Source organism: Leptolyngbya sp. KIOST-1 (assembly GCF_000763385.1).
In the GTDB taxonomy this organism is placed as follows: Bacteria; Cyanobacteriota; Cyanobacteriia; order Phormidesmidales; family Phormidesmidaceae; genus Nodosilinea.
This window is the reverse complement of the sequence record NZ_JQFA01000002.1, coordinates 943,468-969,224: the sequence shown is the minus strand read 5'-3', so window position 1 is coordinate 969,224 and position 25,757 is coordinate 943,468. Positions and strand designations below refer to the sequence as shown.

Here is a 25,757-nt window from a genome sequence, read left to right as displayed (position 1 = left end):
CAGGGTCGCCCCCTCAGCAGGTCCGGTTTTCAAAATCGCACTGGAAGATAAACGGCTCCTGCCAGTGCAGCGGAATTTCCAGCAGGTCGCGCACGCCGGTAATGCCCTGACTAATGAACAGCAGCACCGCCACCGTATTGAGCACCGCGTGGGCCACTCGCCAGCGCTTGGACTTGTAGATTTCGGGCAGGGTGGCGAGGGCAAAAATCATCAGCATGGCCGCCGCCATCCCCAGGTAGAAGTGGGACACATACCACTCAAACCCACGCCGCCACACCCCCGGCTGCATGCCCAACAGCCACAGTCCGGTGCCGGTCAGAGTCGCCATCACGCCCCGCCATAGGGGCGTTCTCGCTTTGTACAGCGCCACCAGCGTCGCCAGGGTCAGACCAAACATCGCCACCACAAAGATGCCGCGAAACGGGTCTTCGCTCCAGGCATTTTCCCGGGCGATGGTTTTGAAAATGGGGTGGGCCAGCCCCAGCAGCACTAGCCCTACCACAGCCCCAGATAGCCACTGCCCGACCCGCACATGCTCTTTGCCCACTACCGGTGAAATCGTGGTTTTGGCGTTGTCAACAAGGGCCAGCCGCCGCTGGCGGGTCTGCACGGCAAAGTAAACGGCGATGCCGATCAGCGGCATCACGATGGTAACGGCCAGAAACGGATGTAGCAGTCTCAGCAGATCGGGAGTGTCTAGCATCGGAAGTCCTCTGAGCAAACGCGCTGGGGGCAGAGTTTTCCTTTACTTTAGGCCACCAGCCCAGTTCACGCCGTGATCCGCTTAACAGTTATGGCGTTCAGCAAGCGCAGTCGGGTGACCGTTGCTGAATCTACAGTAGCGATCGCCCTAGGTCCAGAGATTAAAGCGAGATAAGTGTTGCTCCAGCGCCCTGGGCAGATGCTTGGCAATGTCGCCTTTGGTCTTAAAGGTGAGTCGGTTTTGGGCGGGCAGGTCAAAGGGATACTGCCCAATGATGTCCGATCGCTCCATTTGAGTCAGCAAAATCTGCTCCGCTGGCTTGGCCTGCAGCGCGTAGCCCATCTCCACGCACACATGGGGACTGGGCACCAGCAGGGTAGTGTTGCCCGCCACCGAGGTGATGGGGGTACCGTCGGCCACAAACAGCAGCGACTTGCGAATTTTGCGGGTCAGGGCGCTGTTCAGCCGGGCCGGGCCGTCGCTGAGGCGGTTGGACACCTCCAGGGTGAGGGGCACCCGCGATGTTTTGTTCAAACTTTCGACGGCATCGGTCAGCGCCTGGTGCAGCATCTGCGCCGACTCACCGTATTCCTGCTGGTAGCAGAAGTAGATGATGGGCTCCAGGTGGGCCATTACCTCCAGCTTGGTGAAGTAGATCTCGTGGCTGATTAGATCGATATTGGCGATCCCATAGCCGCCACTGCCCTCAATGTAAAACTCTACCGTTTCGCCATCCAGGTAGCGCTGAAACCAGGCGGACTGCTTTACATCGGCGCTGTCGTCAAGAAAATCAGCCCGCAGCGCCGACTTCAACAGGCTATTTTTGCTCAGCCGCAGGTCATGGGGGCGCTTTTCCAGATCCCGCACCGGCTCGTAGGCTTCGAGATACCAGGCTTTGAGAGCAATAATGGCCATAAAAAGTCATCCTCTGAGGCTGAAGGTGGCCTGTTTGGGCCAGGCTATAGGGCACGGGGCTAAAATTATCGCTTGATTCTAAGCCCAGATTGCAATTTCCAAAGGACCAAAATCGAAAGAAATGTTGTGTTCCCCTATGCAAGCTCTAGCAGTCTGCGCGAGAACGCTACAGGGCAACGAATGAAGACCGGTACCATGGCCATTTGCATAGACTAACCTTTAGCATAACGCTTAATAGGTCAAATGTACTATGATTGCGGATTCACAAGGTCAGCAGACTCGGTTAGGCTAATTTGCATTGCCCCTGCGCTCTGGCTTTAAGGATAGATCTCCATGATTGACCTGTACTACTGGACAACCCCCAACGGCCACAAGATCACCATTTTTTTCGAGGAGGCCGACGTGGACTACACCATCAAGCCCATTCACATCGGCAAAGGGGAGCAGTTTAACCCCGATTTTCTGGCGATCGCGCCCAACAACCGCATTCCCGCCATTGTTGACCACGAGCCCGCCGATGGCGGGGAACCCCTGGGCCTGTTTGAGTCGGGGGCTATTTTGCAGTACCTGGCGGAGAAAACCGGGCAGTTTTTGCCTCAGGGGGTGCGCGATCGCGCCAACGTCATGCAGTGGCTGTTCTGGCAGATGGGCGGGCTGGGGCCAATGCTGGGCCAAAACCACCACTTCGGCACCTACGCCCCCGAAAAAATCCCCTACGCCATCAACCGCTACGTCAAAGAAACCGAGCGTCTCTACGGCGTACTCGACACCCAGCTGGAGGGTAAAGACTTCATCGCTGGCGACTACTCCATTGCTGACATGGCCTGCTATCCGTGGATTGTGCCCTACGAAACCCAGCAGCAGAATTTGGCCGACTTCCCCAATCTAAAACGCTGGTTTGAGGCCATCCAGAGCCGCCCGGCGGTGCAGCGAGCCTACGACATCGCCCAAACCATCAGCTCAGAGTCGACCATGACCGAGGAGGCCAAGAAGATTCTGTTTGGCCAGGGCAGACGGTAAGCGAGGGTGGTGTGGGTGAGTCGGTGACTTGGGTGAGTGGGGGCTGAGTATAGCCAGCACCTACCCATCCACACACCTACCCACCCACTCCCCTAGGCCAGCACCCCGTTCAGGAAAATATCCGTCAAACATTCCGCCAGGTCTTTCATCGACTGGGGCGAGGCAGCTTCGTCCCCGAGGGTGTCCTGGCTGAAACCGGCGACGGTAAACATGCCCAAAAACACCCGCGCCACCATACGGGCGTTCATGGGACGGTAGACGCCGCGATCCATGGCGGTTTGAAAGAAGGCCTCGGCCACGTCGATCATCTTGCCGATCACTTCGGTTTGAATCTGCTCCCGCAGTTCGGGGTGAAACTGCGCCTCCATGAAGCACACCCGCATCAGGGCCGAATTTTTTTGCAGATTCAGCATCCGCCGCTGCATCACCTGGCCAATTGCCTTGTAGCTGGCCATTTCGCTCAGTTCGGTGAGCAGGTCGGTGAGAATTTCGACCCAGCCCTGGCTGGCTACCGCGACCAGAATGGCTTTCTTGTTTTCAAAGTGGCGAAACAGCGTGCCCTCCGCCACCCCCGCTACCTGGGCCAGTTCGCGCGTGGTGGTAGCGCCGTACCCCCGCTTGGCAAACAGCTTGAGCGCCGCCTGCAAAATCTTAGTTTCGGTATCGACTTCAGCGGCGGCTTTGAAGAAAGGCACCATGATTGTAGCCCCGTAGAGGTGAGCGCAAGTGCGCTCTTGACGCTCATTGTGACGCCATAATCCCAGGCCCTGGGAGCACGTTCACATAACCTCATAAAACCTGAGATAACTACTCTTAAGCACAGAGCTTGTCATCAATTGTGGCTAAACGACCGATGCTCTCAAGCCCAGCCACGCCCGCCCCAAATGACAGGCTAGGGGCTGTAACCCTTGCTTTCTGAGCGTTTGGCGGCTAACCAATGACAGTTCCAGGAGAAGGTTACCAATCAAGTTTGCTCTGCCCCCCAGGATTTGGGGGGCAGAGCAACGCCGAAGGGTCCATTATTCAGCCGGGGCGGCTGGTTCTGACTTCGCCAGGGTTTGCTGGACAATTTCATCGCTGATCTTTCGCTTCAGCTCGGGATTGTCGGCGGACTGCTCCAGGATGGTATTGAAGGTGGCGATCGCCATACCATCGGCTTCAATAGCTTTTTCCATATCGGCTTCGGTACTCTGGCGAATGGCGATAATGCGGTCTACGGCGGCCTTAAACTGCTTGTTTTCTTTTTTCGAAATCTTGGCTTTTTCGGCGACCTTCGCAATGTCCTCGGGGCTGTCCGCACCGCTGGGGATCTGGGTTTCGGCGATCGCATTGAAGCGCTCAATGCTCAGCCCTTCCTCCTCAACCGCCGCCGCCATCTCCTGCTCGGCCCGCAGGCGCAGGAGCTGCACAGCTTGATAGACCTTAGCAAAGAGGGGAATGTCACTCTCACTGATCGTGGCTGGGGCGACATCAGCTACTTCAACCGGGGCCTCTTGGGCCAACAGCGGGGCGGCAGGGCTAGCCCAGGCCGGTCCTGGGATCAGCCACGCCAGCATTACGAGTAGGGCAGCAGCACAATATCTCACCATAGCGGAGTCTCCTGATTACGCGAGTCAGCCTAAAAAGTTTTCCCTAGCCTAGCCTGTTGTTAGCACTTCGGCATGGTGGCGCAGGTGATCGGCCATAAACGATGCCATAAAAAAGTAGCCGTGATCGTACCCTGGCTGCATGCGTAAATGTAGGGGTTGCCCAGCCTCCTTGCAGGCCGCCTCAAACACCTCGGGCAACAGCTGGTTCTGGGCCAAAAACGGGTCGGCATCGCCCTGGTCGATCAAAATTGTGCGATCGGGTCGGGCGTAGTCCTTCACTAGCGCTGTGGCGTCGTAGCCTTTCCAGGCGATCCGGTCGGTGCCCAAATAGCCGGAAAACGCCTTTTGGCCCCAGGGGCACTGGGATGGGGCTGCGATCGGCGCAAAGGCCGAGATCGACTTGAACCGGTCTGGGTTACGCAGCCCACACACCAGCGCCCCGTGGCCCCCCATCGAGTGGCCAAAAATACCCATGCGATCGCGCCGCACCGAAAATTCCTGGGCAATCAGTTCTGGCAGTTCCTGCACCACATAGCTGTACATGCGGTAGTGGGTGCTCCAGGGCGACTCCGTGGCATCCACATAAAACCCCGCCCCGGTGCCAAAGTCCCAGGCGTCGGCTTCGTCGGGCACTCTTTCCCCGCGGGGGCTGGTGTCTGGAGCCACCAGCATCAGCCCGTGCTCGGCGGCGTAGCGTTGGGCCCCGGACTTGCTGGTGAAATTGTCCTCGGTACAGGTCAGCCCCGACAGGTAAAACAGCACCGGCACCGGGCCAGCCTGGGCCTGGGGCGGCACATACACCGCGAAGCGCATGTCACAACTACAGGTGGCCGACGGGTGGCTGTAGTAGCCCACGGTGCCGCCGAAGCAGGTGTGTTGGTTGTGGAGGGTTAGGGGCATGGGGGTGATGGGGTGGATGGGTGGGCGGGCGGATGGGTGAAGGGGTGTTTGGGTTTCGGGTTTCAGGTTTTGGGTTTCGGGTTTTGGGTTTCGGGTTTTGGTAGGCTGTGCGCCATGTGCCGTGAACCGATACCTGACACCTAATACCCGATACCTGGCACCTGATACCCCCCCCCTAAAATGTCACGACGCTGCGGATGCTTTCGCCTTTGTGCATGAGGTCGAAGGCGGTGTTGATCTCATCGAGGGGCATGACGTGGGTGATCAGGTCGTCGATGTTGATCTTGTCGTCCATGTACCAGTCGACAATTTTGGGCACGTCGGTGCGGCCCCTGGCTCCGCCAAAGGCGGTGCCCTTCCACTCGCGCCCGGTGACGAGCTGAAAGGGGCGGGTGCTGATTTCTTCGCCAGCGGCGGCGACACCAACAATTACGCTTACCCCCCAGCCTTTGTGGCAGCACTCCAGGGCCTGGCGCATGAGCTTGACATTGCCGACGCATTCAAAGCTGTAGTCGGCGCCGCCGCCGGTTAGCTCTACCAGGTAGGGCACCAGGTCGCCTTCGACTTCCTTGGGGTTGACGAAGTGGGTCATGCCAAATTTTTCGGCCAGGGCTTTTTTGCTGGGGTTGATATCGACGCCGATGATTTTGTTGGCCCCTACCAGGCGGCAGCCCTGGATGACGTTGAGGCCAATGCCGCCGAGGCCAAACACCACCACGTTGGCCCCGGGCTCCACCTTGGCGGTGTTAATTACTGCGCCGATGCCGGTGGTGACGCCACAGCCGATGTAGCAGACCTTTTCAAAGGGGGCATCGGGACGAATTTTGGCCAGGGCAATCTCGGGCACCACGGTGTAGTTCGAAAACGTGGAGGTGCCCATGTAGTGAAACAGGGGCTCGCCGCCCAGGGAAAAGCGGCTGGTGCCATCGGGCATCAGGCCCCGCCCCTGGGTAAGGCGGATGGCCTGGCAGAGGTTGGTCTTAAAGCTGAGGCAGTACTCGCACTGGCGGCACTCGGGCACGTAGAGCGGAATCACGTGGTCGCCAGGTTTGAGGCTGGTGACGCCGGGGCCGACTTCGGCTACCACTCCGGCCCCCTCGTGGCCCAACACCGCCGGAAACAGGCCCTCCGGGTCTTTGCCCGAGAGGGTATAGGCATCGGTGTGGCAGATGCCGGTGGCTTTGATTTCGACCAGTACCTCACCCTCGCGGGGGCCTTCGAGCTGAACGGTTTCGACGGTGAGGGGTTGGCCTGGGCCATGGGCAACGGCAGCTCTTACATCCACGGGCGAAGTCTCCTTTGAGCGTTGAAATAGTGGTACTGGCTGGGGTCTAAGGCCAAATCCTGCTGGGTTACCCCTACTAGGTCAGCTTACCGACTTTGCGCTCCTTAAACCATCTGTCAGCTTTCCCAGACATGTTCCGGCACAATGGCCGATGTTGTCCGATCGCTCAGCTGCGCCCCCCGTCCGCTGGGCACTTTGACCCTATCAGGCTTTGTGCATCTATCTTATGAATACATCTTTGCGACGGTTCTCCAAACCGTCTGGCGGGCCACCTCCGGTGGCTGGGTTTACGCTTACCGAGGGGTTGATTGTAGCGGTAATCGTGGGGCTACTTTTGGCGATCGCGGCTCCCTCTCTATGGGGATTCTGGCAGCAGCACAAGATCAACGTAGCCCGGGACATGGTCTACCAGGCCCTGCGCCTCACCCAGGCCGATGCCATGCAGCAGCGCCATGACCGCCGCTTTAGCCTGCGCGAACGCAACGGCCGGATTGAGTGGGCAAACCATCCCGAGGCTGTGCCCGCCAGTCGGGTTACGGTCTGGCAGCCTTTAACCGATGGTGTTGTACTGGCGGATATTGACAACACCCTGACCAGAAGCGGCGGTGTCTACTACACCCGGTTCGACATGTACGGCAACCTGAAATCAAAAGCCATTGGGGAACAGGGCACCATCACCATGACCATTTCTGGGAAGCGGGACACCCATCGATGCGTCGTGGTTTCGACTGTGCTGGGCGCTCTGCGTAAGGGTAGAGGACAGCCCAGGGCCAACGGCAACGATCGCTTTTGCTACTGACGATCCGACAACCCATCGGGGACAAAACCGAGTTTAATGGGTTAGCACCATGAGTGGTTTTGAGGACGGCAATGGTAGACCGAAATGAGGGCTGGTATATCGTGCAGGGGGAAGACGGCACGTGCCAGGTGCTCTCCGCCGAGAACATCAGTCGAGAACGCCTTCAGGCTCAGCGCCCGATGTGGGGCCCCTACGCCACCCAGGACGAAGCGATCGCCCGCCGCGTTGGGCTGATTCGCAGCGGCAAGTGTAACCCCGCCTGAGGGTTAGGCCGCCGACCCGTTCCGCCCTGGTCAGGACTATCGAGTTAAGAGTGTTCCAGCTAAATACTCATCCAGGGTTTAATGGCACCGGCCCAACGGGCCGAGTTGGCGACCTTAAAGGGGACGTTTATTTAGATGGAATACTCTAAGCCGCTTCGCGCCCCCGCAGCGAATCGTAGCTCTGCAAGAACCAGGCGTAGGTCTGCTCAATACCGGTCTTGAGGTCGGTTTTGGCCTGCCAGCCCGCCGCGTTGAGCCGCGATACATCCAGCAGCTTGCGGGGGGTGCCGTCGGGCTTGGTGGTGTCAAACACCAGTTCGCCCTCGTAGCCCACCACGGCCTTCATGGTCAGGGCCAGCTCTCGGATCGACACCTCTTGCCCGGTGCCCACGTTGACGAAGTCAACCTCGTTGTAGGTGTTCATCAAAAACACCAGGGCATCGGCCAGGTCATCGACGTAAAGAAATTCCCGCAGGGGGGTGCCGGTACCCCACACAGTAACAGTAGGATCACCCTTCACCTTGGCCTCGTGAAACTTGCGCATCAGGGCGGGCAGCACGTGGGAGTTGGCCAGGTCGAAGTTGTCGTTGAGGCCGTAGAGGTTGGTGGGCATGGCCGAGATAAAGTTGACCCCGTACTGGCGGCAGTAGTTTTCGCAGAGTTTGAGGCCAGCGATCTTGGCGATCGCGTAGGGTTCATTAGTCTGCTCTAAAAAACCGGTTAGCAGGTACTCCTCCTTCATCGGCTGGGGGCACAGCTTGGGGTAAATGCAGGAAGACCCCAGAAACAGCAGCTTTTTCGCCCCGTGGCGGTAGGCGCTGTGGATGATGTTGGCCTCGATCATCAAATTGTCGTAGAGAAACTCGGCCCGATAGGTGTTGTTGGCCTGAATGCCGCCCACCCTGGCCGCCGCGAGAAAGACATAGTCCGGCTTCTCAGTGGCGAAAAACTCATCCACCGCCGCCTGGTTACGCAGATCTAGCTCTTGACTGGAGCGCAGCAGTAAATTTTCATAGCCCTGGGCGCGAAGCGTTCTGACCAGAGCGCTCCCGACCAGACCGCGGGAGCCGGCAACATAGATCTTAGAGTGAGTATCCATAAAAGTTTGTTGAGATAGCAATTACACAAGCACTTATGTAGATGGCTGCACCCCACTGGCATGAGTCTGACACTGGCCCTGGGCAATGGCAACGGGCTGCTCCTAGAGTTTAGCCGTAGTTCACAATGGGCCTAAGGCTACTCTCATGTTTCCCCATCCCTTGACGCTATGATCCCATCTTGTCTCCCTGGCCCGCGCTGGCAGTTCTGGATCGATCGCGGCGGCACCTTTACCGACATCGTCGCCCGCCGCCCCGATGGGCAGATCCTGCTCCACAAGCTGCTGTCAGAGAACCCCGATCGCTACAGCGATGCCCCCCTCCAGGGCATCCGCGACCTGCTGGGGCTGGGACCAGAGGAGGTGATTTCCGCCGAGGCGATCGAGGCGGTGAAGATGGGCACGACAGTGGCCACCAATGCGCTGCTGGAGCGCCAGGGCGATCGCGTCCTGCTGCTCACTACCAAAGGATTTCGCGATGCCCTCCGCATCGGCTATCAGAACCGCCCCGACATCTTTGCTCGCCACATTGAACTCCCCACAATGCTCTACGAACGGGTAGTGGAGGTGAACGAACGGTTCAGCGCCCAGGGGGAGGTGCTGATACCCTTGCATCCTGAGGAAGAAGAACGGCTGATTCAGGAACTCCAGCGAGCCTATGATGCTGGAATTCGTGCCTCTGCCGTTGTGCTCATGCACAGCTATCGCTACCCCGCCCACGAACTGCGCCTGGGGGAACTGGCCCGCCAGGTGGGCTTCACCCAAATCTCCCTCTCCCACCAGGTCAGCCCCCTGATCAAACTGGTCAGCCGAGGCGATACCACGGTGGTGGATGCCTACCTATCGCCCATTCTCAGGCGCTATGTAGAACGGGTCGCAGCGCAATTAATGCCTTCATCTGAGGCACAGCCAGCTGTGCCTCAGATGAAGCTGATGTTCATGCAGTCCAACGGCGGCCTCACCGATGCGGCGCTGTTCCAGGGCAAAGACAGCATTCTCTCTGGCCCCGCCGGGGGCGTCGTTGGCGCGGTGCAGACCAGCCGCCAGGCCGGGTACGATCGCATGATCGGCTTCGACATGGGTGGCACCTCCACCGATGTGTCCCACTACCGGGGCGAGTACGAGCGCACCTTTGAAACCGAGGTGGCCGGGGTGCGGCTGCGAGCGCCGATGATGGCGATCCACACCGTGGCGGCGGGGGGCGGCTCGATTGTCAGCTTTGACGGCAGCCGCTACCGGGTGGGGCCCGAGTCGGCGGGGGCCTACCCGGGGCCGGCCTGCTACCGCCACGGCGGCCCCCTGGCGGTGACCGACTGCAATGTGATGGTGGGCAAGCTCCAGCCGGAGTTTTTCCCCCAGGTGTTTGGGCCGGGGGGCGATCTGTCCCTGGATGGGGCGGTGGTGCGCGAGAAATTCGCGGCCCTGGCGGGGGAGATTCAGGCGGCCACGGGGGATGTGCGCCGCCCGGAGCAGGTGGCGGCTGGGTTCCTGGCGATCGCAGTAGAGAAAATGGCCAACGCGATCAAAAAAATCTCCGTGCAGCGGGGCTACGACCTGTCGGACTACGTGCTGTGCAGCTTTGGCGGGGCCGGGGGCCAGCACGCCTGTTTAATTGCCGATGCCCTGGGCATGACGGAGGTGTTTCTACACCCCTACGCCGGGGTGCTGTCGGCCTACGGCATGGGGCTGGCGGATGTCAGGTCGCTGAATGAGCGATCGGTGGAGCTGCCCCTGGAGGAAGGTACGCTGCCTGAGCTCCAGCGGGTGGTGGAGGCTTTGATTAGCAAGGGATTGGATGAACTGAGTCAGCAGGGGTTTGAAATTCAAAATTCAAGGTCTCCGGCAGACCCACCCCTGCCCCTCCCGGTCGGGGACGAGCCAAAATCCAAAATCCAAAATCCAAAATCGCCAGAGGTGTTGCCCCGGTTGCTGCTGAAGTACGAAGGAACGGATTCGGCGCTGGCGGTGGATTTTGCTGGGGTGGAGGCGATGCGATCGCAGTTCACCGCCCTGCACCGCCAGCGCTACGGCTTTGCCCAGGAGGGTAAGCGCCTGATCGTCGATACGGCAGCGGTGGAGGTGATCGGCCACACCCACAGCCCCGAGGAGCCAGAGATCGATAGGGCTCGCACCACTCCGCTGGTGCCCAAAGCCACCGTCCCGGTCTACACCGCCGAGGCATGGCACAAGACGCCGGTTTACCACCGCGATGATTTGTGTCCGGGGGATGCGATCGCAGGCCCCGCCCTGATCATCGAAGCCACCGGTACCAACGTCATCGAACCGGGTTGGAACGCAAAGCTAACCACCAAAGGCCATTTGATATTGAAGAAAGATGCTTCACGGACGGGTTCCGTGGGTTTCGCCAGCGGGGAAATTCTGGACCGTGGCTCTGTGGAATTTAGCTCAACCCACGCTACCACCCCCCCACCCCCTACCCCCCACCCCCTACCCCCCACTCCCGATCCCGTCCTGCTCGAAATCTTCAACAACCTCTTCCGCGCCGTAGCCGAGGAAATGGGGATCGCGCTACAAAACACCAGCTACTCGGTGAACATCAAAGAGCGACTGGACTTCTCCTGCGCGGTGTTTGACCAGCACGGGCAACTCGTCGCTAACGCCCCCCACATTCCAGTCCACCTGGGCTCGATGGGGGAAAGCGTGCGGAGTTTGATTGAGGCTAGGGGAGATCGCCTCAAACCCGGCGACGTGTACCTGCAAAACAACCCCTACAACGGCGGCACCCACCTGCCCGATATCACGGTAATCACCCCCGTCTTTTTGGCAAAGACCCATCCACCCATCCACCCATCCACCCGCCCACTCTTCTACGTCGCCTCCCGCGGCCACCATGCCGACATCGGTGGCATTACCCCAGGTTCCATGCCCTCCAACAGCACCAGCATTGAGGAAGAGGGGGTGTTGCTCGACAATGTTCAACTGGTGGATCGAGGGCGCTTTTTAGAGGCTGAACTGCTGGAAATTCTGACTGCCCCACCCTACCCGGTGAGGAATCCAGCCCAGAATATCGCTGACTTGCAGGCGCAGATTGCGGCCAACGAGAAAGGAGCGCAGGAGTTGCAAAAGCTGGTGAATCACTACGGCCTCGACACCGTGCAGACCTATATGCAGCATGTGCAGGACAACGCCGAGGAATGCGTGCGGCGGGTAATCGATCGCCTCCAGGACGGCCAGTTTACCTACCCCATGGACGACGGTAGCCAGATTGCGGTGCAGGTCACGGTCAACCGCCAGACCCGCAGCGCCCGGATTGACTTCGCGGGCACCTCGCCCCAGCGGCCCAGCAACTTCAACGCCCCGGCGGCGGTGTGCAAAGCGGCGGTGCTCTATGTATTTCGTACCCTGGTGGATGACAACATTCCCCTCAATGCGGGCTGTCTGAAGCCGCTGGAGATTGTCATCCCCGAGGGCTCGATGCTGAACCCGCAGTATCCGGCGGCGGTGGTGGCGGGCAATGTGGAGGTGTCCCAGGCGGTGACCGATGCGCTGTACGGGGCCTTGGGGGCGATCGCGGCCTCCCAGGGCACCATGAACAACCTCACCTTCGGCAATGACCACCACCAGTACTACGAAACCATCTGCGGCGGCTCCGGTGCTGGCCCCGGCTTCCCCGGCACCGATGCGGTTCACACCCACATGACCAACTCGCGACTGACCGACCCGGAGGTGCTGGAGTGGCGCTTCCCGGTGCTGCTCAGGGAATTCGCTATTCGCCAGGGCAGCGGTGGGGCAGGGGAGTTTGCGGGCGGCAACGGCATTGTCCGCACCATCGAGTTTCGCGAACCGATGACGGCGGCGATTCTCTCCAACCACCGCCAGGTGCCGCTCTTTGGGTTGGCCGGGGGCGAGCCAGGGCAGGTGGGCGAAAACCGGGTGATCCGTGCCGATGGCCGGGTGGCGGTGCTGCCGGGGCAGGCGACCGTGGCGGTGGAACCGGGGGACTGCATTCAGATTGCCACACCGGGCGGCGGCGGCTATGGAGGCTGAGCGGCCCGTATCGCTGAGGCATCGACGACTGGGGGCCTGGTGCCATTTTTTGCCGTTGGGGGCGATCGCCCTCACTCGCCACCTGGTCGCGGGCAGCACCCAGGCCAACTTTGCCCTCGACAGCTTCTGGACCACGGGTGCAGACGTTGCCCTTGCCACCTGGCTCAGTCCCTATCTAGAACTGGTGGTTGGTCTGGGGATCTGGCTTTTGCTGGGGCGGGGCCACGGCTTTGTGCGCTACCACCTGGAGCAGGTGTTGAGGTTTCAGGTAACGTCTGTGGCGCTGTCTACCCTGGCCATTGGCCTGATCGCAGGAACCTTTTACTGGATGGACGCGGCCTACCAGAACGCCGACCATGTAGGAGGTTGGATAGTTTTGGGATTGCTGATCGCGCTTTCGCCCCTGGTGCTGGGGTTGCGGGTGCTGTGTATGTTGGTGGTCGGCATCGAAGCCTACCGAGGAGTCCGCAGCTATTACCCCGTCTACTGGCCCTGGCGGTAGGTGGCCCCAGCCCGACCCAATGTAGTCTGCACAACTTGACACATCAACTTTTTTTGAAACAATGGAAGCATCAACTTTTTTTGAAATGAGGCTGGTTGCGCCGTGGCCAGCTTCATTTTGCCTGTGCTAGAGAGGATGCCGTAATGGTTAGAGTTGCTGTCAACGGGTTTGGTCGCATTGGGCGGCTGGTACTGCGGGCCGGGTGGGCCTTCCCCGAACTGGAGTTTGTCCACATCAACGAGGTCAAGGGCGGGGCCGAAACCGCCGCCCACCTGCTCACCTTCGACTCGGTTCACGGACGCTGGAACCACGACGTAGAGGCTGTGGGCAGCGAAAAGCTTACCATTGACGGCGCTCCCCTCAGCGTCAGCAGCCACGCCTCCCCCGGCGAGGTGCCCTGGGCCGACTACGGCGTGGAGCTGGTGCTGGAGTGCTCTGGTAAGTTTCGCACCCCGGAAACCCTGGCCCCCTACTACGATCGCGGCGTCAAAAAAGTCATCGTCGCCGCCCCGGTGAAAGAAGGGGCGCTGAATGTGGTCTATGGCATCAACGACCACCTCTATAATCCGGCAGAGCACCACCTGCTCACCGCCGCTTCTTGCACTACAAACTGCCTGGCCCCGGTGGTTAAGGTCATCCACGAAGGGTTGGGCATTCGCCACGGGGTGATCACCACCATCCACGACCACACCAATACCCAAACAATTGTGGATGCCCCCCACAAAGACCTGCGCCGCGCCAGAGCCACAGGGATGTCGCTGATTCCCACCAGCACGGGGTCGGCCACCGCCATTACCCTGATCTACCCCGAACTCAAGGGCAAGCTGAATGGTCTAGCGGTTCGGGTGCCTCTATTGAACGCATCGCTAACCGACTGCGTATTTGAGGTCGATCGCCCCACCACCGTCGAAGAAGTTAACCAGCTACTCAAAGCCGCCGCCGATGGCCCGCTCCACGGCATTCTCGGCTACGAAACCCGGCCCCTGGTGTCGGTGGATTACAAAGACGACCCGCGCTCTTCAATTATCGACGCTCTCTCCACCATGGTCGTGGATGAGACCCAGGTGAAGATTCTCGCCTGGTATGACAACGAGTGGGGCTACTCCTGCCGTATGGCCGAGCTGGCCCGCAAGGTGGCGCAGAGTCTTTGAACGTCTTTCCTCTGGGGTAAATTCTGGACAGCATATTGTCGTTGGTGGGCAATGCCCACCCTACAGCTAGCCTCACCTACCCATCCACTCATCCACCCATCCACCCGCCTACCCATCCACCCCATCCTTCCCCATGTCCTCCTCCACCTTCAAACCCGAGAGCCTGCGCAACTACGCGATCATCACCGCCGCCTACTGGGGCTTCACCATCACCGATGGGGCATTGCGGATGCTGGTGCTGCTGCACTTCCACGTGCTGGGCTACACCCCGTTCGAGATCGCCATGCTGTTTCTCTTCTACGAAGTGTTCGGCGTGGTGACGAATTTTCTGGGCGGCTGGATTGGCTCCCAGATTGGCATTCGGCAGACCCTCTACGGCGGCATCGCCCTACAGGTCTTCGCCCTGGGGATGCTGAGCTTTTTGAACCCGGACTGGGCGGTGCCGGTGCAGGTGGGCTATGTGATGGTGGCTCAGGCGTTTTCGGGGATCGCCAAAGATCTGACCAAGATGAGTTCGAAGAGCGCCATTCGCCTGGTGGTGCCCAAGGAGGCCGAGTCGAGACTGTTTAAGTGGGTGGCGGTGCTGACCGGGTCAAAGAATGCGCTGAAGGGGGTGGGCTTTTTCGTCGGGGCGGCGCTGCTGGAGTGGGTGGGCTTTCGGTCGGCGCTGCTGATTCAGGCGGCGGTGCTGGTGGTGATTTTGCTGTCGGGGGCGCTGCTGCCGGCGGGCATGGGCAAAATCGGCAAGAAGGTGCAGTTCCGGGAGCTGTTCTCTAAGAGCAAGGAGATCAACATTCTCTCGGCGGCGCGGTTCTTTTTGTTCGGTTCGCGGGACGTGTGGTTTGTGGTGGCGCTGCCGGTGTTTCTGTACGAGGTGCTGGGCTGGACCTTTATGCAGGTGGGCACCTACATGGCCATCTGGGTGATTGGCTACGGCATTGTGCAGTTTTTGGCTCCGCAATTGCTGCGTAAGGATCGCACGGGCAAGGTGGTGCCCCGGGCTAAAACCATTCTGTTTTGGACATCCCTGCTCACCGCGATTCCGGCTTTGATTGCCATCGCTCTGATGTCGGGGCTGCGGGGCGACATTGCGGTGACGGGGGGGCTGGTGGTATTTGGCGTAGTGTTTGCCTTTAACTCGGCGGTGCACTCGTACCTGGTGCTGGCCTACACCGAAGATAAGGATGTGTCGCTGAATGTAGGCTTTTACTACATGGCCAATTCGGGCGGGCGGCTGCTGGGCACGATTACTTCAGGCTTGTTTTACCAGTGGTTTGGGCTGGTGGGCTGCCTGTGGGTGTCGAGCCTGTTTGTGCTGGCGGCGGCGCTGATTACGACCAAGCTGCCGGATCCCAAAAGTTCAGGTACGGTAGGGGCTGAAGCCATTTAGGACGATTTAATAGGGATAGCGGCAGGCCAAAATGCGAGCCTGGTCTTCGCGGACTTCGTAAACCAAACAATGCTCCTGGGTGATGCGCCTCGACACAAATGAGCGCTCATCCCAAAGATTTGTAAGGGGGGAGAGCCCCGGGAATTTAATTTACTAAACTGTAATTATAGCTACAGTTTTTTCGAGGAAATTGGTATGGAGAACAAGTCTGCCAGTGAGCGACGTCAGGTGATCGGTGAACTGCGCCATCAGCTGCGGTTTGCGCAGCCCCAGGAGCGCGATCGCATTCGTCAGGAGCTAAACTTCTGGGAAATGCGGGGTCGCTAGCCCGCTGGCAGCAGGGGCAGCAGCAGGGTGACAAAGAAGAACACCAGCGCGCCCGTAAATACATAGCTGTCGGTGCGGTCTAAAATGCCGCCGTGGCCGGGGATGAGAGCGCCAGAGTCTTTCACCCCGGCATCGCGTTTCATCAGCGATTCGGTCAGGTCGCCCAGCAGGCTGGAGGTGCCGACCATCAAGCCCAGGGCTGCGCCCGTGGCAGGCCAGAGGGGCCACTGGAGCCAGTAGCTGCCCGCCAGGGCCACCACCGTGCTGCCCAGCATGCCAAAGGCCGCCCCCTCGACGGTTTTCTTGGGGCTGATGTTAGACAGGGGCGTGCGGCCAATCATTTTTCCGGCGGTGTAAGCGCCAATGTCGGAGGCCCAGATGCAGGCAAAGGCCAGCAGGGTGACGACGAGTCCGTAGGGCAAGGCTTCTAGGGCTGGGGGCCAGGTCTCGGGCCAGTAGCCGCCCAGGGGCAGGGGAGTGGCGGTGTCGCCCAGGTCGCGCAGGCGCACCCAAAAGCTGGGCAGGTAGCCGCCGTAGAAGAGCCCCAAAATAGACGCCGCCACATCGGCAATGGTGGCCACCTGGGGCTGAAACAGCAGGTAAAAGCAGATAAACGTGCCGCTGATCGGCAGCAGGGCATCGGCCAGGGATGGCGACAGGTGAGCCGTAATCAACAGCAGCTGGCTCACCACGAGGGTAGTCTTGGCTGCCGGTAAAATGCCCTTGGCTTTGACCAGGGCAAAAATTTCCAGCTGGCCCAAACAGATCAAAATGCCAAAACCCAGGGTAAAGTACCAGCCCCCAAGCCCAATCATGGCCAGGGCCACCGCGATCGCAACGATTCCGCTAATGATTCGAGGCCAGGGCATAGGCGAGGATGAAGAGGGAGGATGGGGGGAGACTTGGGGCATAAAACCCCTGCGCTAGGGGCGATCGCGCAGCTTATTACACTGTGCCACATTACCCCGCGAGCACCGCAGCAACCTAAAGCTTACTAAATTGTGGGGGATTGACACCGACAGGCTGTGGGCGCGGCCCCACGCCGCTGGCGCGATCCGTCATTGAAACGCCGACAGAAGCTCCCTGGCCGCCTCCAGGGTATCGGCTTCGGCGGCGGGCTTGTCTTTGCGCCAGCGCAGAATGCGGGGAAAGCGCACCGATATGCCCGACTTGTGGCGAGTGGATTCTGCAATGCCCTCAAAGCAAATCTCAAACACGTGAATTGGCTCCACCGATCGCACCGGCCCAAACCGCTCGGTGGTGTGGCGGCGAATCCACCTGTCCAGCGCGTCAATTTCGGCGTTGTCCAGCCCGCTGTAGGCTTTGGCAAAGGGCACCAGCGTCTCCCCCTGCCAGAGGGCAAAGGTGTAGTCGGTGAACAGGTTGGCCCGCTTGCCGCTGCCCGCCTGGGCGTAGATCAGCACCGCATCGAGGCTCATGGGGTCCACCTTGTACTTCCACCAGTAGCCACGCTTGCGGCCCACCAGGTAGGGGCTGTCGATCGCCTTCACCACCAGCCCTTCTGCTCCCTGCTGGCGGGCGTTTTGGCGCAGCGCCGCCAGTGCGGCAAAGGAATCGAACTCAAGCGGCACGGACTGGTGCAGGTTGGGGGCGGTGTGTACCTTCAGCAGGGTGGAGAGAGACTGGGTGCGATCGCCCCAGGGCTTTTCACGAATGTCGATGCCGCCGTACTCCAGCAAGTCGTAGGCGATAAAGTGCACCGGATTTGCCGCCATCACCTTTTGACTCACTTTCTTGCGGCCCAGGCGCTTTTGCAGGTGGTTAAATGACAGGGGCCGACCGTCCTGCCAGCAGAGAATTTCCCCATCCATCACGATGCCGTTGGGAAAGGTGGCCATCATGGCCTCCACCTCCGGAAACTGGGCGGTGACCAGGTCTTCGCCCCGCGACCAGACAAACACCTGGTCGTCTCGCTTGATCACCTGGGCACGAATGCCGTCCCATTTCCACTCGGCCCGCCAGCGCTCAACCTCCTCGCTCTGAAATTTTTCCTCGTCCAGGGAGGTGGCCAAAAAGAACGGGTAGGGCTGGCTGGGGGCATTCTGCGTCGCCTCCTCGCTGGTCAGGCTGGTGTAAAACTCGGCGGTGGGGCTAAAGTCGCCCATCAACCGGTGGGTCAGTACCGCCTCGGCAATGCCCGTGGCGGTCGCGAGCCCCTTGATCACCAGCTTGACCGAAGCCCCCACCCGAAACGCTCCGGTGAGAATCTTGTTGAGCACAAAGATCTCGGTGCTGTCCAGCGCGGCCCACCAGGAGACAATCAGATCGCGCCGCTCTGCGTCGGTCTCCATCGCCCTGAACATTGGAATAATCTCCTCCATCCACTGGTGCAGGGGAATGGGATTGGAGGAATGGGTTTGGGCATTGCCATCAGCCTTGGTAGGGGCAAACGGCCGATTGCCCTTCCGGGAAACGCCGCTCTGGGCGACGGACTGACCGGCTAAATCCACGTCGCGCAGCAGCAGGGTGATCACCTCCGCCGAGTCGCCCACCTGGGCATAGCAGTCTTTGAACAGCCACTCGGGAATGTCGGAAATTTGCAGAAACACATCCCGCAGCACCCGCGAGGTCACCGTGCGGCGGCGAGTTTTGCCCAGCAGCAGGTACAGCGCCCACACTTTGTCGGCGGGGTCAGCGTCCTGAAAGTAGGCCTGCAGCGATCGCACCTTTTCATTGGTCGAGGTGGTCGCGTCTATATCCTGAAAAAGCTGGGTGAATCGCTGCATGGATGGGGGCAATGGGCACGCTTCGCTTTGCTCATCCTACTGTTCCTGCTCAGTCTCTGCCGTCACGCTGGCGATATGGACCAGCGCATCGCCCTGGTTGACCAGCGGGTTTTGACCGTGGCCAATCACGATGCCCGCCCTGGGGCTGCGCACCTGCACCGGCTTGTCGCCAAAGGTATCGCTGATAAAACCCAGGGGCTGGCGCTGTTTGACCGGGTCGCCCAGGGACACCGACCGGTGCCAGATGCCGCCGCGAGAGGCGCGCACCCAGCGAGTTTCCCTCACTTCCAGGGTGGCCGGGGGGGCGGTGGCCGGGGGGGCATACATGCCCAGGTAGGCCATCGCCCGGTAGATGCCATCGACCCCGGTTTGAATGGCGGCTTCGTCGAACCGCAGCGCTTCGCCCGCTTCGTAGAGCAGGGTGGGAATATGTCGCCGGGCGGCGGCCTGACGCAGGGAACCGTCGCGGTGGGAGGCGTGAATGATCACCGGTGCCCCAAAGGCCCTGGCAAACTCGTTGGTGGCCGGGTCGTCCAGGTCGGCCCGCACCTGGGGCAAATTGACCCGGTGAATCGCCGCCGTGTGCAGGTCGATGCCGTGGGTACACTGGCTGACCACCTCCCGCATAAACAGGGCCGCCAGACGACTGGCCATCGACCCCCGCGCCGAGCCCGGAAAGGACCGGTTCAGGTCGCGGCGATCGGGCAGGTAGCGGGACTGCTCCAGCAGGCCAAAGATATTCACCACCGGCACCGCAATCACCGAGCCGCGCAGGCGACTGGGCTTTAGCCCCTTTGCCACCCGCCGTATGATATCGACCCCGTTCAGCTCGTCGCCGTGGATGGCAGCACTCAGCCACAGGCGCGGCCCCGGCTGTTTGCCGCAGATCACCGTCACCGGCAGCGACATCATGGTGCCGGTGGTAAGGCGGGCGATCGGCAAGTCCAGCCGCACGCGCTTGCCCCGGGGGATGGTTTCGCCCCCGATGGTGAGTGGTGAAAGGGGAAGCGCCGCCGAGGCCGTCAGGTTGGCCGCCCCCATGCGCCGCAGCGATTCCGGTGTCGGTTTGCCCAAGGCAACCTCCAAACACGACCTCCCCAGACGAAGGCTCAGTGTGCCGCCACTATAGCCAATCCTGGGGGGATGAGCCAATCCTGGGGGGGGATAGGCCGAAAAAACTGTCGGGGTATCGGGGAATTCAGATCATTGCCTGGTCGGCCTTGACAGAACGCCACAAAACTTATTAGATTGAAGCCATAACGAGTACGTATAAGCGGCTAGGAGGTGGCTATGGTGAAATTTGTGGGGATGGCCGGCAGTTTGCGGCCCAATTCGTACAGTCAGTTAGCCCTGGGGCTGGCGGGCGATCGCCTGCGCGCCCTGGGGGCCGAGGTCGGCACTGGTCTGCTAAGAGGAGATACATTGAAACCCTCTCATGCAGAGGACTTCTTGAGTAGATAGCGGACGATGCCAAAGACCGATCGCCATAGCCGGAGTCGTCCGTTTGCCGAGACCCCAATGGGGCTTGACCCAGTTGTGGAGGAGCCGCTGGACATCTAAGGCCCGCTGCAATCCGGCTTGGGTTTTGGCATAGAGGTTTTGACGCCGACGATAGGCGCTGCATCGTCGCCTCAGTGCTGCATTATGAGCCTCGTTATGATTGGCATGCACCTCAGCCAGTGGGCTAAGCGCAGTGTAAGGATGCTCTGGCCTCACCCAGACAACCGGCCGCAGACCTTGAGACCCTTTGATTTTCATGGCGACTTCAAGTCCATGCCGCCAGACTTTTCGGGTGCGATACTGACTGGGACGCTCCCGCAGGGCCAAATAGACGCTAGCTAAGTCCCATAACGCCTTGGCATAGCGATGTTCTCCGTCAGTAAACCAGCGAATGAACGAGCAGGCTTTGGCCCACTACCAGGCCTGTTGGGTCCCCCGCTGAAACAGCAGTTCGTCCTTATGCCCCGCTATCGTGGACACCCAGTAGCGGCTTCGGCGTTCAATAAAGTGAATCGTCCATCGGAACGTACAACAAGGCGCTTCCGCAGTAGATTTTAGAAGAATCGGGATGGCGGGATTCGAACCCACGGCCCCTTCGTCCCGAACGAAGTTCAGAAAATCTTCTAATCCCTTCTGTCTCTTGATTATAGCGGTTCTCAATAAACCGTCCTACCAATTTCCTACCTCAATCTGCCCACAGGCATGCCTGTCCATAGGCTAGCTGTTCAAGCACCAATTTCCTGTAGCGGATCAGTGCTCGTGAGAGCGGCAAGACCACCACTAACGCACTTGTCAACGGACAAGCTATCAAAAGCCACCCAGCCAGTCAGGGTGTTAACCTCAGAAATGCTTTCTAGCGCTGCAACGCCGGTTTGCTCGGCCTCTTGCTCATGGCCACTCTACGATTTCTGGGTAGCGTTGGATACTGCCTGGGCATGTGCGGGCCAATTACAGTTGCCTTCTCGCAGTCTCAGTCTGTGGTTGCTGGCAGCAGGTTGGCTTTAATCTACTGAGCAACCTGGGGCGGCTGATCAGCTGTACCCTGATCGGCCTCATGATTGGGGCACTGGGGTCGGTGCTGGTGGCCAGTGGACACATGGCGAGCCTCGGCAGCCCGTTGCGGCAAAGCGTTGCCCTAGTCACCAGGCTGCTGCTGATCTGGTTTGGGCTAGCGTAAATTAGCCCAAACCAGGTTCCCAGGGTTCCTTTTCTCAACCCCATGGCCCTGGCGGGCTGGCACAATCGCCTCAGTCGAGCCATTCAGGCGCTGTCCCTCAACCCCCAACAGTGGACGCCGCTGCTTTTGGGATTGGCCTGGGGATTGATGCCCTGCGGATTTGGGGCAAAACTCCTATGCTATGACCTGTTTTGACCCAAAGGGAACCCAGCACTGTGGTGAGCAAACCTACAGCACGCTGGTGTTGGCAGTTCAGGCCGGGAAAGCTCTGGCTGACACGCTAACGGGCGATTGTTAAGGCAGGCCCTGGCCGAGTTGGGCGGCGGTAACGGCATTGGGCTATGGATAGAATAGATACCCTGTCCAGCCTCGTTCTTCAGGCCAGGCCCCAGAAATGCCCCCCGGCCCATTGTTCAATGCATTTCCTGAGCAGTACGCGATCGCGAATCTTGACCTGGCTGACGGCCCTGATCTGTCTGGCGACGGCGGGGTCGATTTTGGCAGCGCGGCAAATTTTGCTGTTGCAGATCGACGACAGCATCGACAGCGCCCTGGCGCAGGAAATTGAGGAATTTCAGCGCTTGCTCAACGGCTTTAACCCCACCACGGGGGAGCCCTTTGGCGACGATGTGGGGGCGGCGTTTGACGTATTTTTGGCCCGCAGCGTGCCCGAGGACGATGAATATTTTCTGGCGCTGCTGGACGGCGAGATCTATGCCACCAGCCCGATCGCCCTGCCGGAGGCGCTGCAATTTGACGACAGTGCGATCGCCCGCTGGTCTGCCCTGAGCCAGGTGCAGCAGGGCCAGCTGAAAACCCCCATGGAGACGCTGGCCTACAAGGTCTACCCGATTGAGACGGCTTCGGCGAGCAAGGGGGTATTTGTGGTGGCCTTCTCGCTGACCAACCGCCGCCAGGAGCTCAGGCAGATTTTGCTGATTATGTCGGCGGTGATGGGCTGCGCGTTTCTGCTGGCGCTGATGGCCGCCTGGTTGGTGATTGGGCAGGTGCTTGCGCCCCTGGAGTTGCTGACGGAAACCGCCCGGTCGATTAAATCGGCAGACGACGAGCTAGACCAGCGGATTCCGGTGCGGGGCACCCGGGAAATTGCGGCGCTGACCGACACCTTCAACGACATGCTCAGCCGTCTGCGGGCCTCGTTTGCCAGCCAGCGCAATTTCATCAACGACGCCAGCCACGAGCTGCAAACGCCGATTACGGTGATCCAGGGCCATCTGGAACTGTTGGGTAAGGAGCAGGGCGATCGCCCCAAAACCCTCTGGCTGATGCAGGACGAGCTAAAGCGCATGAGCCGCCTGGTGAAGGATCTGCTGCTGCTGGCTCGGGCGGAGCGCCCCGACTTTCTCGATCTGACCATGGTGCAGGTGGATGAGCTGATGGAGACCATCTACGCCAAAGCCCAGGCCATTGCCCCCCGTCAGTGGCATCTGGCCCAGGTGGCTAAGGTGCGGATTGTGGGCGATCGCGATCGCCTCACCCAGGCGGTGATGAACCTCACCCAAAACGCCGTGGAACACACCCAGCCCGAGGACACCATTGAAATTGGCTCGCGCCTGGTCAACCAGCAGATCCACCTCTGGGTTCACAACAGCGGCTCCACCGTCAGCCCCGCCGACCAGGCCCGCATTTTTCAGCGGTTTGCCCGCGCCCCCGCCAGCCGTCGCTCGGAGGGGGCAGGGCTGGGGCTGGCGATCGTGCAGGCCATAGCCAATGCCCACGGTGGCACAGTCGCCCTTGCCAGCAGCCCTGGCAAGGGCACTATATTTACCCTTGTGCTTCCCCTAGAGCCCCCCCAAGACAGCGCCCAGCCATGAGCAAGATTTTGATCGTTGAGGACGAGCCTCGGATCGCCTCGTTTTTGAGCAAGGGGTTGGAAGCCAGCGGGTTCAGCACCCTGGCGGTAGACAGCGGGCAGAGCGCCATTTACCTGGCCAACAGCGACGACTTTGATCTGCTGATTCTTGACCTGGGGCTGCCCGACCAGGACGGGCTGTCGGTGCTGGAGCACATTCGCGGCCAGGGGGAGACGATTCCGGTCATTATTTTGACGGTGTACGACGACCTGCGCCACAAGCTGCAAGGGCTGAACGGTGGGGCCGACGACTACGTTACCAAACCCTTTCAGCTAGAAGAATTGATTGCGCGCATTCAGGTGCAGCTGCGCAAAAAAGCCCAGGCCAGCAAACCCGCCCAACTCACCCTAGAGGTGGGGGACATTGTGCTCGATCTGCGCCAGCGGCAGGTGCGCAAAGCGGGCCAATTGATCGAGCTTTCGACCCGCGAATTTACGCTGCTGGAATTGTTTATGCGACGCCACCAGGAGGCCATTAGCCGCGCCGAACTGCTCAGCGAGGTCTGGGGCTATGACTACGATGAATCCTCCAATGTGGTCGATGTCTACGTCGGGTATCTGCGGAAGAAATTGGGGGCACGGGCAATTGAAACCGTGCGCGGCTTTGGCTACCGCTTCAGATTATAAGAGTGTTCTTAGGAATCGGAACGAGTCCCTGGGGCTACCGTCAGTAGTTTTAGGAAAGCCTATTTTTGGCGGAAAGTTGCCTGACCTGGGTAGCTTCTGGTTGCTTCTGACGGCGTTTGCTTGCGAAAAGCCGCTAGCTGCCAAGGTTTAGAAATAGCTGTTCAAATCGGCAAAATCTATCTCTCGATAGAAGAGTTTTGCGGATTTTCCTGTACGCGCAAAAACAAACTGAGGAGTTGTTTTACTGCTCTGACTGATGGATATATCCATGGCTTTATAAGAGTTTTCTTAGGATTTCTTAGGGTTGTCTAATGGATGTTTTAAGGGTTTTGATTTAAGTTTTAACTACTTCTTAACCTGTTTTGAGGGTCAAGAGCTGGTGTGATTGAGTCCATCTGTTTTGGATGTCTGTAGACGCATTGGATTTGCTCTGATTCCGGCTCATTGGTGTGTTGCTAAAGCGGTTGCAAGCTGATATCTGGAATCGGATTTCGATAGCTCCAACTATGTCTACATCTATCTGTCCACACCCCTAATTGCCCCATCTGGAATTGTGAGTCATGGTGAACGATAGTTTTCGATCGCGACCGTATGCCCCCCACAAGGGGCGATCGCACCACCGCGCGGCCCCCGCCGCTGGGCTGCGGGTGGCCATCTATTCCCACGACACTATGGGCATGGGCCACAAGCGCCGCAACCTGCTGATTGCTCAGAGTTTGGTGCGCCAGGTGCCCCACTGTTCGGTGCTGCTAATCACCGGCATGGTAGAAGGAAATGCTGAGAATCTGCCCCCCGGCGTTGACTACTTGGCTCTGCCCGCCTGGCACAAAACCACCGAGGGCGAGTACCGACCTCGACGGCTCGATCTTTCCCAGCAAGAGCTGGCGCAGCTGCGGGGCCAGATCATTCGCGCTGCGCTGGACAATTTCAACCCCGATGTGTTTTTGGTAGACAACGTGCCTCGGGGGGCGCTGCGGGAGCTGGACGGGGTGCTGGAGTTTTTGAAAAAGCAACCCCAGACCCGCTGCGTGCTGGGGCTGCGCGACATTCTAGACGACCCGGCGGTGGTGCGCCGCCAGTGGCGCAAGGCGGGCAACGAAACGGCGGTGCGCCGCTACTTTGACGCCATCTGGATCTACGGCGACCCGGCGGTGTACGACCCGGTGGCGGCCTACCGCTGGCCCGCCGACATTGCCGCCAAGGTGCGCTACGTGGGCTACCTCGACGGTCGGCAACGGCTGACGGCCAGCCCCCCGCTGGCGTTGGCGAAGCCCCGACCGGGGAGAATCGCCCCCGCCCCCGACCGTCCCTTGGCTCTGTGCCTGGTAGGGGGTGGCCAGGATGGGACGGCGGTGGCCACGGCTTTTGCCCAGGCGACCCTGCCCGAGGGCTGGCAGGGGGTGCTGGTGGCTGGGCCGCTGATGCCCCAAACCTCGCGACAGCAGGTGCACCGATACGCGGCCTCTCGACCAGAACTGACGGTGCTCGACTACTGCCCGGAGCCGACCTGGCTGTTGAACCGGGCGGCGGCGGTGGTGGCCATGGGCGGCTACAACACCACCTGCGAGGTGCTGGCCTTTGGCACCCGAGCGCTGATTGTGCCGCGCGTCAAACCCCGGCGCGAGCAGTGGATTCGGGCTGAGCGCCTGCGCCAGATGGGGCTGGTAGACCTGCTGCATCCCGACCACATCGGCCCCGCCGTCCTCACCCAGTGGTTGGCGGGGGGGCGGCCGCCTGAGGTCATGGGCCGGGGGAGCGATCGCCCTGGACGCATCGATCTGCTCGGCCTTGAGCGCCTGCCCCACCTGCTGGCCGAGGTGGTAGCCGAGCCCAGATCTGGGGGGCGATCGCCCCTAGCCGCCGCCGTTTAATCCCTAACTCAAAC

Annotated in this window: 24 protein-coding genes and 2 pseudogenes; 14 read left to right on the top strand and 12 right to left on the bottom strand. The window is 60.2% G+C overall.

Annotated elements, in window-relative coordinates; translation table 11 throughout:
* Positions 1 to 13 precede the first annotated feature (13 nt).
* Both NF78_RS04335 and NF78_RS04330 read right to left on the bottom strand, forming a co-directional pair.
* The gene (locus NF78_RS04335) at positions 14 to 703 is read right to left on the bottom strand and encodes a DUF4079 domain-containing protein (RefSeq protein WP_035985034.1); all 690 of its coding nucleotides are present in this window, start codon (positions 701 to 703) and stop codon (positions 14 to 16) included.
* Positions 704 to 850: 147 nt separating this feature from the next.
* Positions 851 to 1,618, bottom strand: coding sequence for a hypothetical protein (locus NF78_RS04330; protein WP_035985033.1), 768 nt, complete (start codon positions 1,616 to 1,618; stop codon positions 851 to 853).
* A 333-nt stretch (positions 1,619 to 1,951) separates the two neighbouring features.
* Here NF78_RS04330 and NF78_RS04325 point away from each other — a divergent pair, with 333 nt between their 5' ends.
* Positions 1,952 to 2,638, top strand: coding sequence for a glutathione binding-like protein (locus NF78_RS04325; protein ID WP_035985032.1), 687 nt, complete (start codon positions 1,952 to 1,954; stop codon positions 2,636 to 2,638).
* Between the two features lie 92 nt (positions 2,639 to 2,730).
* Here the strand turns inward: NF78_RS04325 and NF78_RS04320 are convergent, their stop codons facing one another.
* From NF78_RS04320 to NF78_RS04305, 4 genes are all read right to left on the bottom strand, one after another.
* Positions 2,731 to 3,336, bottom strand: coding sequence for a TetR/AcrR family transcriptional regulator (locus NF78_RS04320; RefSeq protein WP_035985031.1), 606 nt, complete (start codon positions 3,334 to 3,336; stop codon positions 2,731 to 2,733).
* A gap of 321 nt (positions 3,337 to 3,657) precedes the next feature.
* Positions 3,658 to 4,227: a DUF4168 domain-containing protein gene (locus tag NF78_RS04315; RefSeq protein WP_081972501.1), complete on the bottom strand. Its 570-nt coding sequence runs from the start codon at positions 4,225 to 4,227 to the stop codon at positions 3,658 to 3,660.
* Between the two features lie 48 nt (positions 4,228 to 4,275).
* Entirely contained in the window at positions 4,276 to 5,127 is an 852-nt protein-coding gene (fghA, locus tag NF78_RS04310) for an S-formylglutathione hydrolase (protein WP_035985027.1), read from the bottom strand.
* A gap of 175 nt (positions 5,128 to 5,302) precedes the next feature.
* Positions 5,303 to 6,412 (bottom strand): S-(hydroxymethyl)glutathione dehydrogenase/class III alcohol dehydrogenase, encoded by a 1,110-nt coding sequence (locus NF78_RS04305; protein WP_035985025.1) that lies wholly within the window; start codon positions 6,410 to 6,412, stop codon positions 5,303 to 5,305.
* Between the two features lie 226 nt (positions 6,413 to 6,638).
* Here NF78_RS04305 and NF78_RS04300 point away from each other — a divergent pair, with 226 nt between their 5' ends.
* Both NF78_RS04300 and NF78_RS04295 read left to right on the top strand, forming a co-directional pair.
* Positions 6,639 to 7,211 (top strand): Tfp pilus assembly protein FimT/FimU, encoded by a 573-nt coding sequence (locus NF78_RS04300; RefSeq protein ID WP_156119643.1) that lies wholly within the window; start codon positions 6,639 to 6,641, stop codon positions 7,209 to 7,211.
* A gap of 71 nt (positions 7,212 to 7,282) precedes the next feature.
* On the top strand, positions 7,283 to 7,474 hold the full coding sequence (locus tag NF78_RS04295) for a hypothetical protein (protein ID WP_035985022.1): 192 nt from the start codon (positions 7,283 to 7,285) through the stop codon (positions 7,472 to 7,474).
* Positions 7,475 to 7,619: 145 nt separating this feature from the next.
* Here the strand turns inward: NF78_RS04295 and fcl are convergent, their stop codons facing one another.
* Positions 7,620 to 8,573 carry a GDP-L-fucose synthase gene (gene fcl, locus NF78_RS04290; RefSeq protein ID WP_035985021.1) on the bottom strand — a complete coding sequence of 318 codons (954 nt, stop codon included), beginning with the start codon at positions 8,571 to 8,573 and terminating at the stop codon, positions 7,620 to 7,622.
* 168 nt (positions 8,574 to 8,741) lie between these two features.
* Here fcl and NF78_RS04285 point away from each other — a divergent pair, with 168 nt between their 5' ends.
* The 4 genes from NF78_RS04285 (at position 8,742) to arsJ (ending at position 15,621) form a co-directional block, all read left to right on the top strand.
* The gene (locus tag NF78_RS04285) at positions 8,742 to 12,578 is read left to right on the top strand and encodes a hydantoinase B/oxoprolinase family protein (RefSeq protein WP_035985020.1); all 3,837 of its coding nucleotides are present in this window, start codon (positions 8,742 to 8,744) and stop codon (positions 12,576 to 12,578) included.
* Positions 12,568 to 13,080, top strand: a complete 513-nt coding sequence (locus tag NF78_RS04280; protein ID WP_035985019.1) for a DUF4870 domain-containing protein — start codon at positions 12,568 to 12,570, stop codon at positions 13,078 to 13,080. Before NF78_RS04285 ends, NF78_RS04280 begins: the two co-directional genes overlap by 11 nt.
* Before the next feature lie 143 nt (positions 13,081 to 13,223).
* Complete coding sequence (locus tag NF78_RS04275; RefSeq protein ID WP_035985018.1) at positions 13,224 to 14,231, top strand: ArsJ-associated glyceraldehyde-3-phosphate dehydrogenase; 1,008 nt, start codon at positions 13,224 to 13,226, stop codon at positions 14,229 to 14,231.
* 133 nt (positions 14,232 to 14,364) lie between these two features.
* Positions 14,365 to 15,621 carry an organoarsenical effux MFS transporter ArsJ gene (gene arsJ, locus NF78_RS04270; RefSeq protein ID WP_035985017.1) on the top strand — a complete coding sequence of 419 codons (1,257 nt, stop codon included), beginning with the start codon at positions 14,365 to 14,367 and terminating at the stop codon, positions 15,619 to 15,621.
* A gap of 6 nt (positions 15,622 to 15,627) precedes the next feature.
* Here the strand turns inward: arsJ and NF78_RS33400 are convergent, their stop codons facing one another.
* Positions 15,628 to 15,717, bottom strand: a complete 90-nt coding sequence (locus NF78_RS33400; RefSeq protein ID WP_072015966.1) for a type II toxin-antitoxin system YoeB family toxin — start codon at positions 15,715 to 15,717, stop codon at positions 15,628 to 15,630.
* Positions 15,718 to 15,816: 99 nt separating this feature from the next.
* On the opposite strand from NF78_RS33400, the gene NF78_RS32830 reads away from it, so the two are divergent.
* A complete protein-coding gene (locus NF78_RS32830; RefSeq protein ID WP_255534659.1) occupies positions 15,817 to 15,948 on the top strand; it encodes a hypothetical protein in 132 nt (43 codons plus the stop codon).
* Here NF78_RS32830 and NF78_RS04265 read toward each other — a convergent pair.
* From NF78_RS04265 to NF78_RS04255, 3 genes are all read right to left on the bottom strand, one after another.
* A complete protein-coding gene (locus NF78_RS04265; protein WP_035985016.1) occupies positions 15,945 to 16,817 on the bottom strand; it encodes a phosphatidate cytidylyltransferase in 873 nt (290 codons plus the stop codon). The genes NF78_RS32830 and NF78_RS04265 overlap by 4 nt on opposite strands.
* A gap of 189 nt (positions 16,818 to 17,006) precedes the next feature.
* Positions 17,007 to 18,695 (bottom strand): ATP-dependent DNA ligase, encoded by a 1,689-nt coding sequence (locus NF78_RS04260; protein ID WP_035985015.1) that lies wholly within the window; start codon positions 18,693 to 18,695, stop codon positions 17,007 to 17,009.
* A 36-nt stretch (positions 18,696 to 18,731) separates the two neighbouring features.
* Positions 18,732 to 19,769 carry a succinylglutamate desuccinylase/aspartoacylase family protein gene (locus tag NF78_RS04255; RefSeq protein ID WP_263970543.1) on the bottom strand — a complete coding sequence of 346 codons (1,038 nt, stop codon included), beginning with the start codon at positions 19,767 to 19,769 and terminating at the stop codon, positions 18,732 to 18,734.
* 216 nt (positions 19,770 to 19,985) lie between these two features.
* On the opposite strand from NF78_RS04255, the gene NF78_RS30825 reads away from it, so the two are divergent.
* Entirely contained in the window at positions 19,986 to 20,156 is a 171-nt protein-coding gene (locus tag NF78_RS30825) for a hypothetical protein (protein ID WP_156119641.1), read from the top strand.
* Here NF78_RS30825 and NF78_RS32210 read toward each other — a convergent pair.
* A pseudogene (locus tag NF78_RS32210) lies at positions 20,103 to 20,714 on the bottom strand (IS1 family transposase); the annotation flags it as partial. The gene NF78_RS30825 and the pseudogene NF78_RS32210 overlap by 54 nt on opposite strands.
* Positions 20,715 to 21,085: 371 nt before the next feature.
* Between NF78_RS32210 and NF78_RS33395 the strand changes: the two are divergent.
* From NF78_RS33395 to NF78_RS04230, 5 genes and pseudogenes are all read left to right on the top strand, one after another.
* Complete coding sequence (locus tag NF78_RS33395) at positions 21,086 to 21,208, top strand: sulfite exporter TauE/SafE family protein (protein WP_412768519.1); 123 nt, start codon at positions 21,086 to 21,088, stop codon at positions 21,206 to 21,208.
* Positions 21,205 to 21,567 (top strand): annotated as a pseudogene (locus NF78_RS32205) (sulfite exporter TauE/SafE family protein). The gene NF78_RS33395 and the pseudogene NF78_RS32205 overlap by 4 nt, the downstream one beginning before the upstream one ends.
* Positions 21,568 to 21,788: 221 nt before the next feature.
* Entirely contained in the window at positions 21,789 to 23,207 is a 1,419-nt protein-coding gene (locus NF78_RS04240; protein WP_035985013.1) for a sensor histidine kinase, read from the top strand.
* The gene (locus tag NF78_RS04235) at positions 23,204 to 23,872 is read left to right on the top strand and encodes a response regulator transcription factor (RefSeq protein WP_035985011.1); all 669 of its coding nucleotides are present in this window, start codon (positions 23,204 to 23,206) and stop codon (positions 23,870 to 23,872) included. The genes NF78_RS04240 and NF78_RS04235 overlap by 4 nt, the downstream gene beginning before the upstream one ends.
* A gap of 560 nt (positions 23,873 to 24,432) precedes the next feature.
* Positions 24,433 to 25,743, top strand: coding sequence for a glycosyltransferase family protein (locus tag NF78_RS04230; RefSeq protein ID WP_052049768.1), 1,311 nt, complete (start codon positions 24,433 to 24,435; stop codon positions 25,741 to 25,743).
* The last annotated feature ends 14 nt before the right edge of the window (positions 25,744 to 25,757 follow it).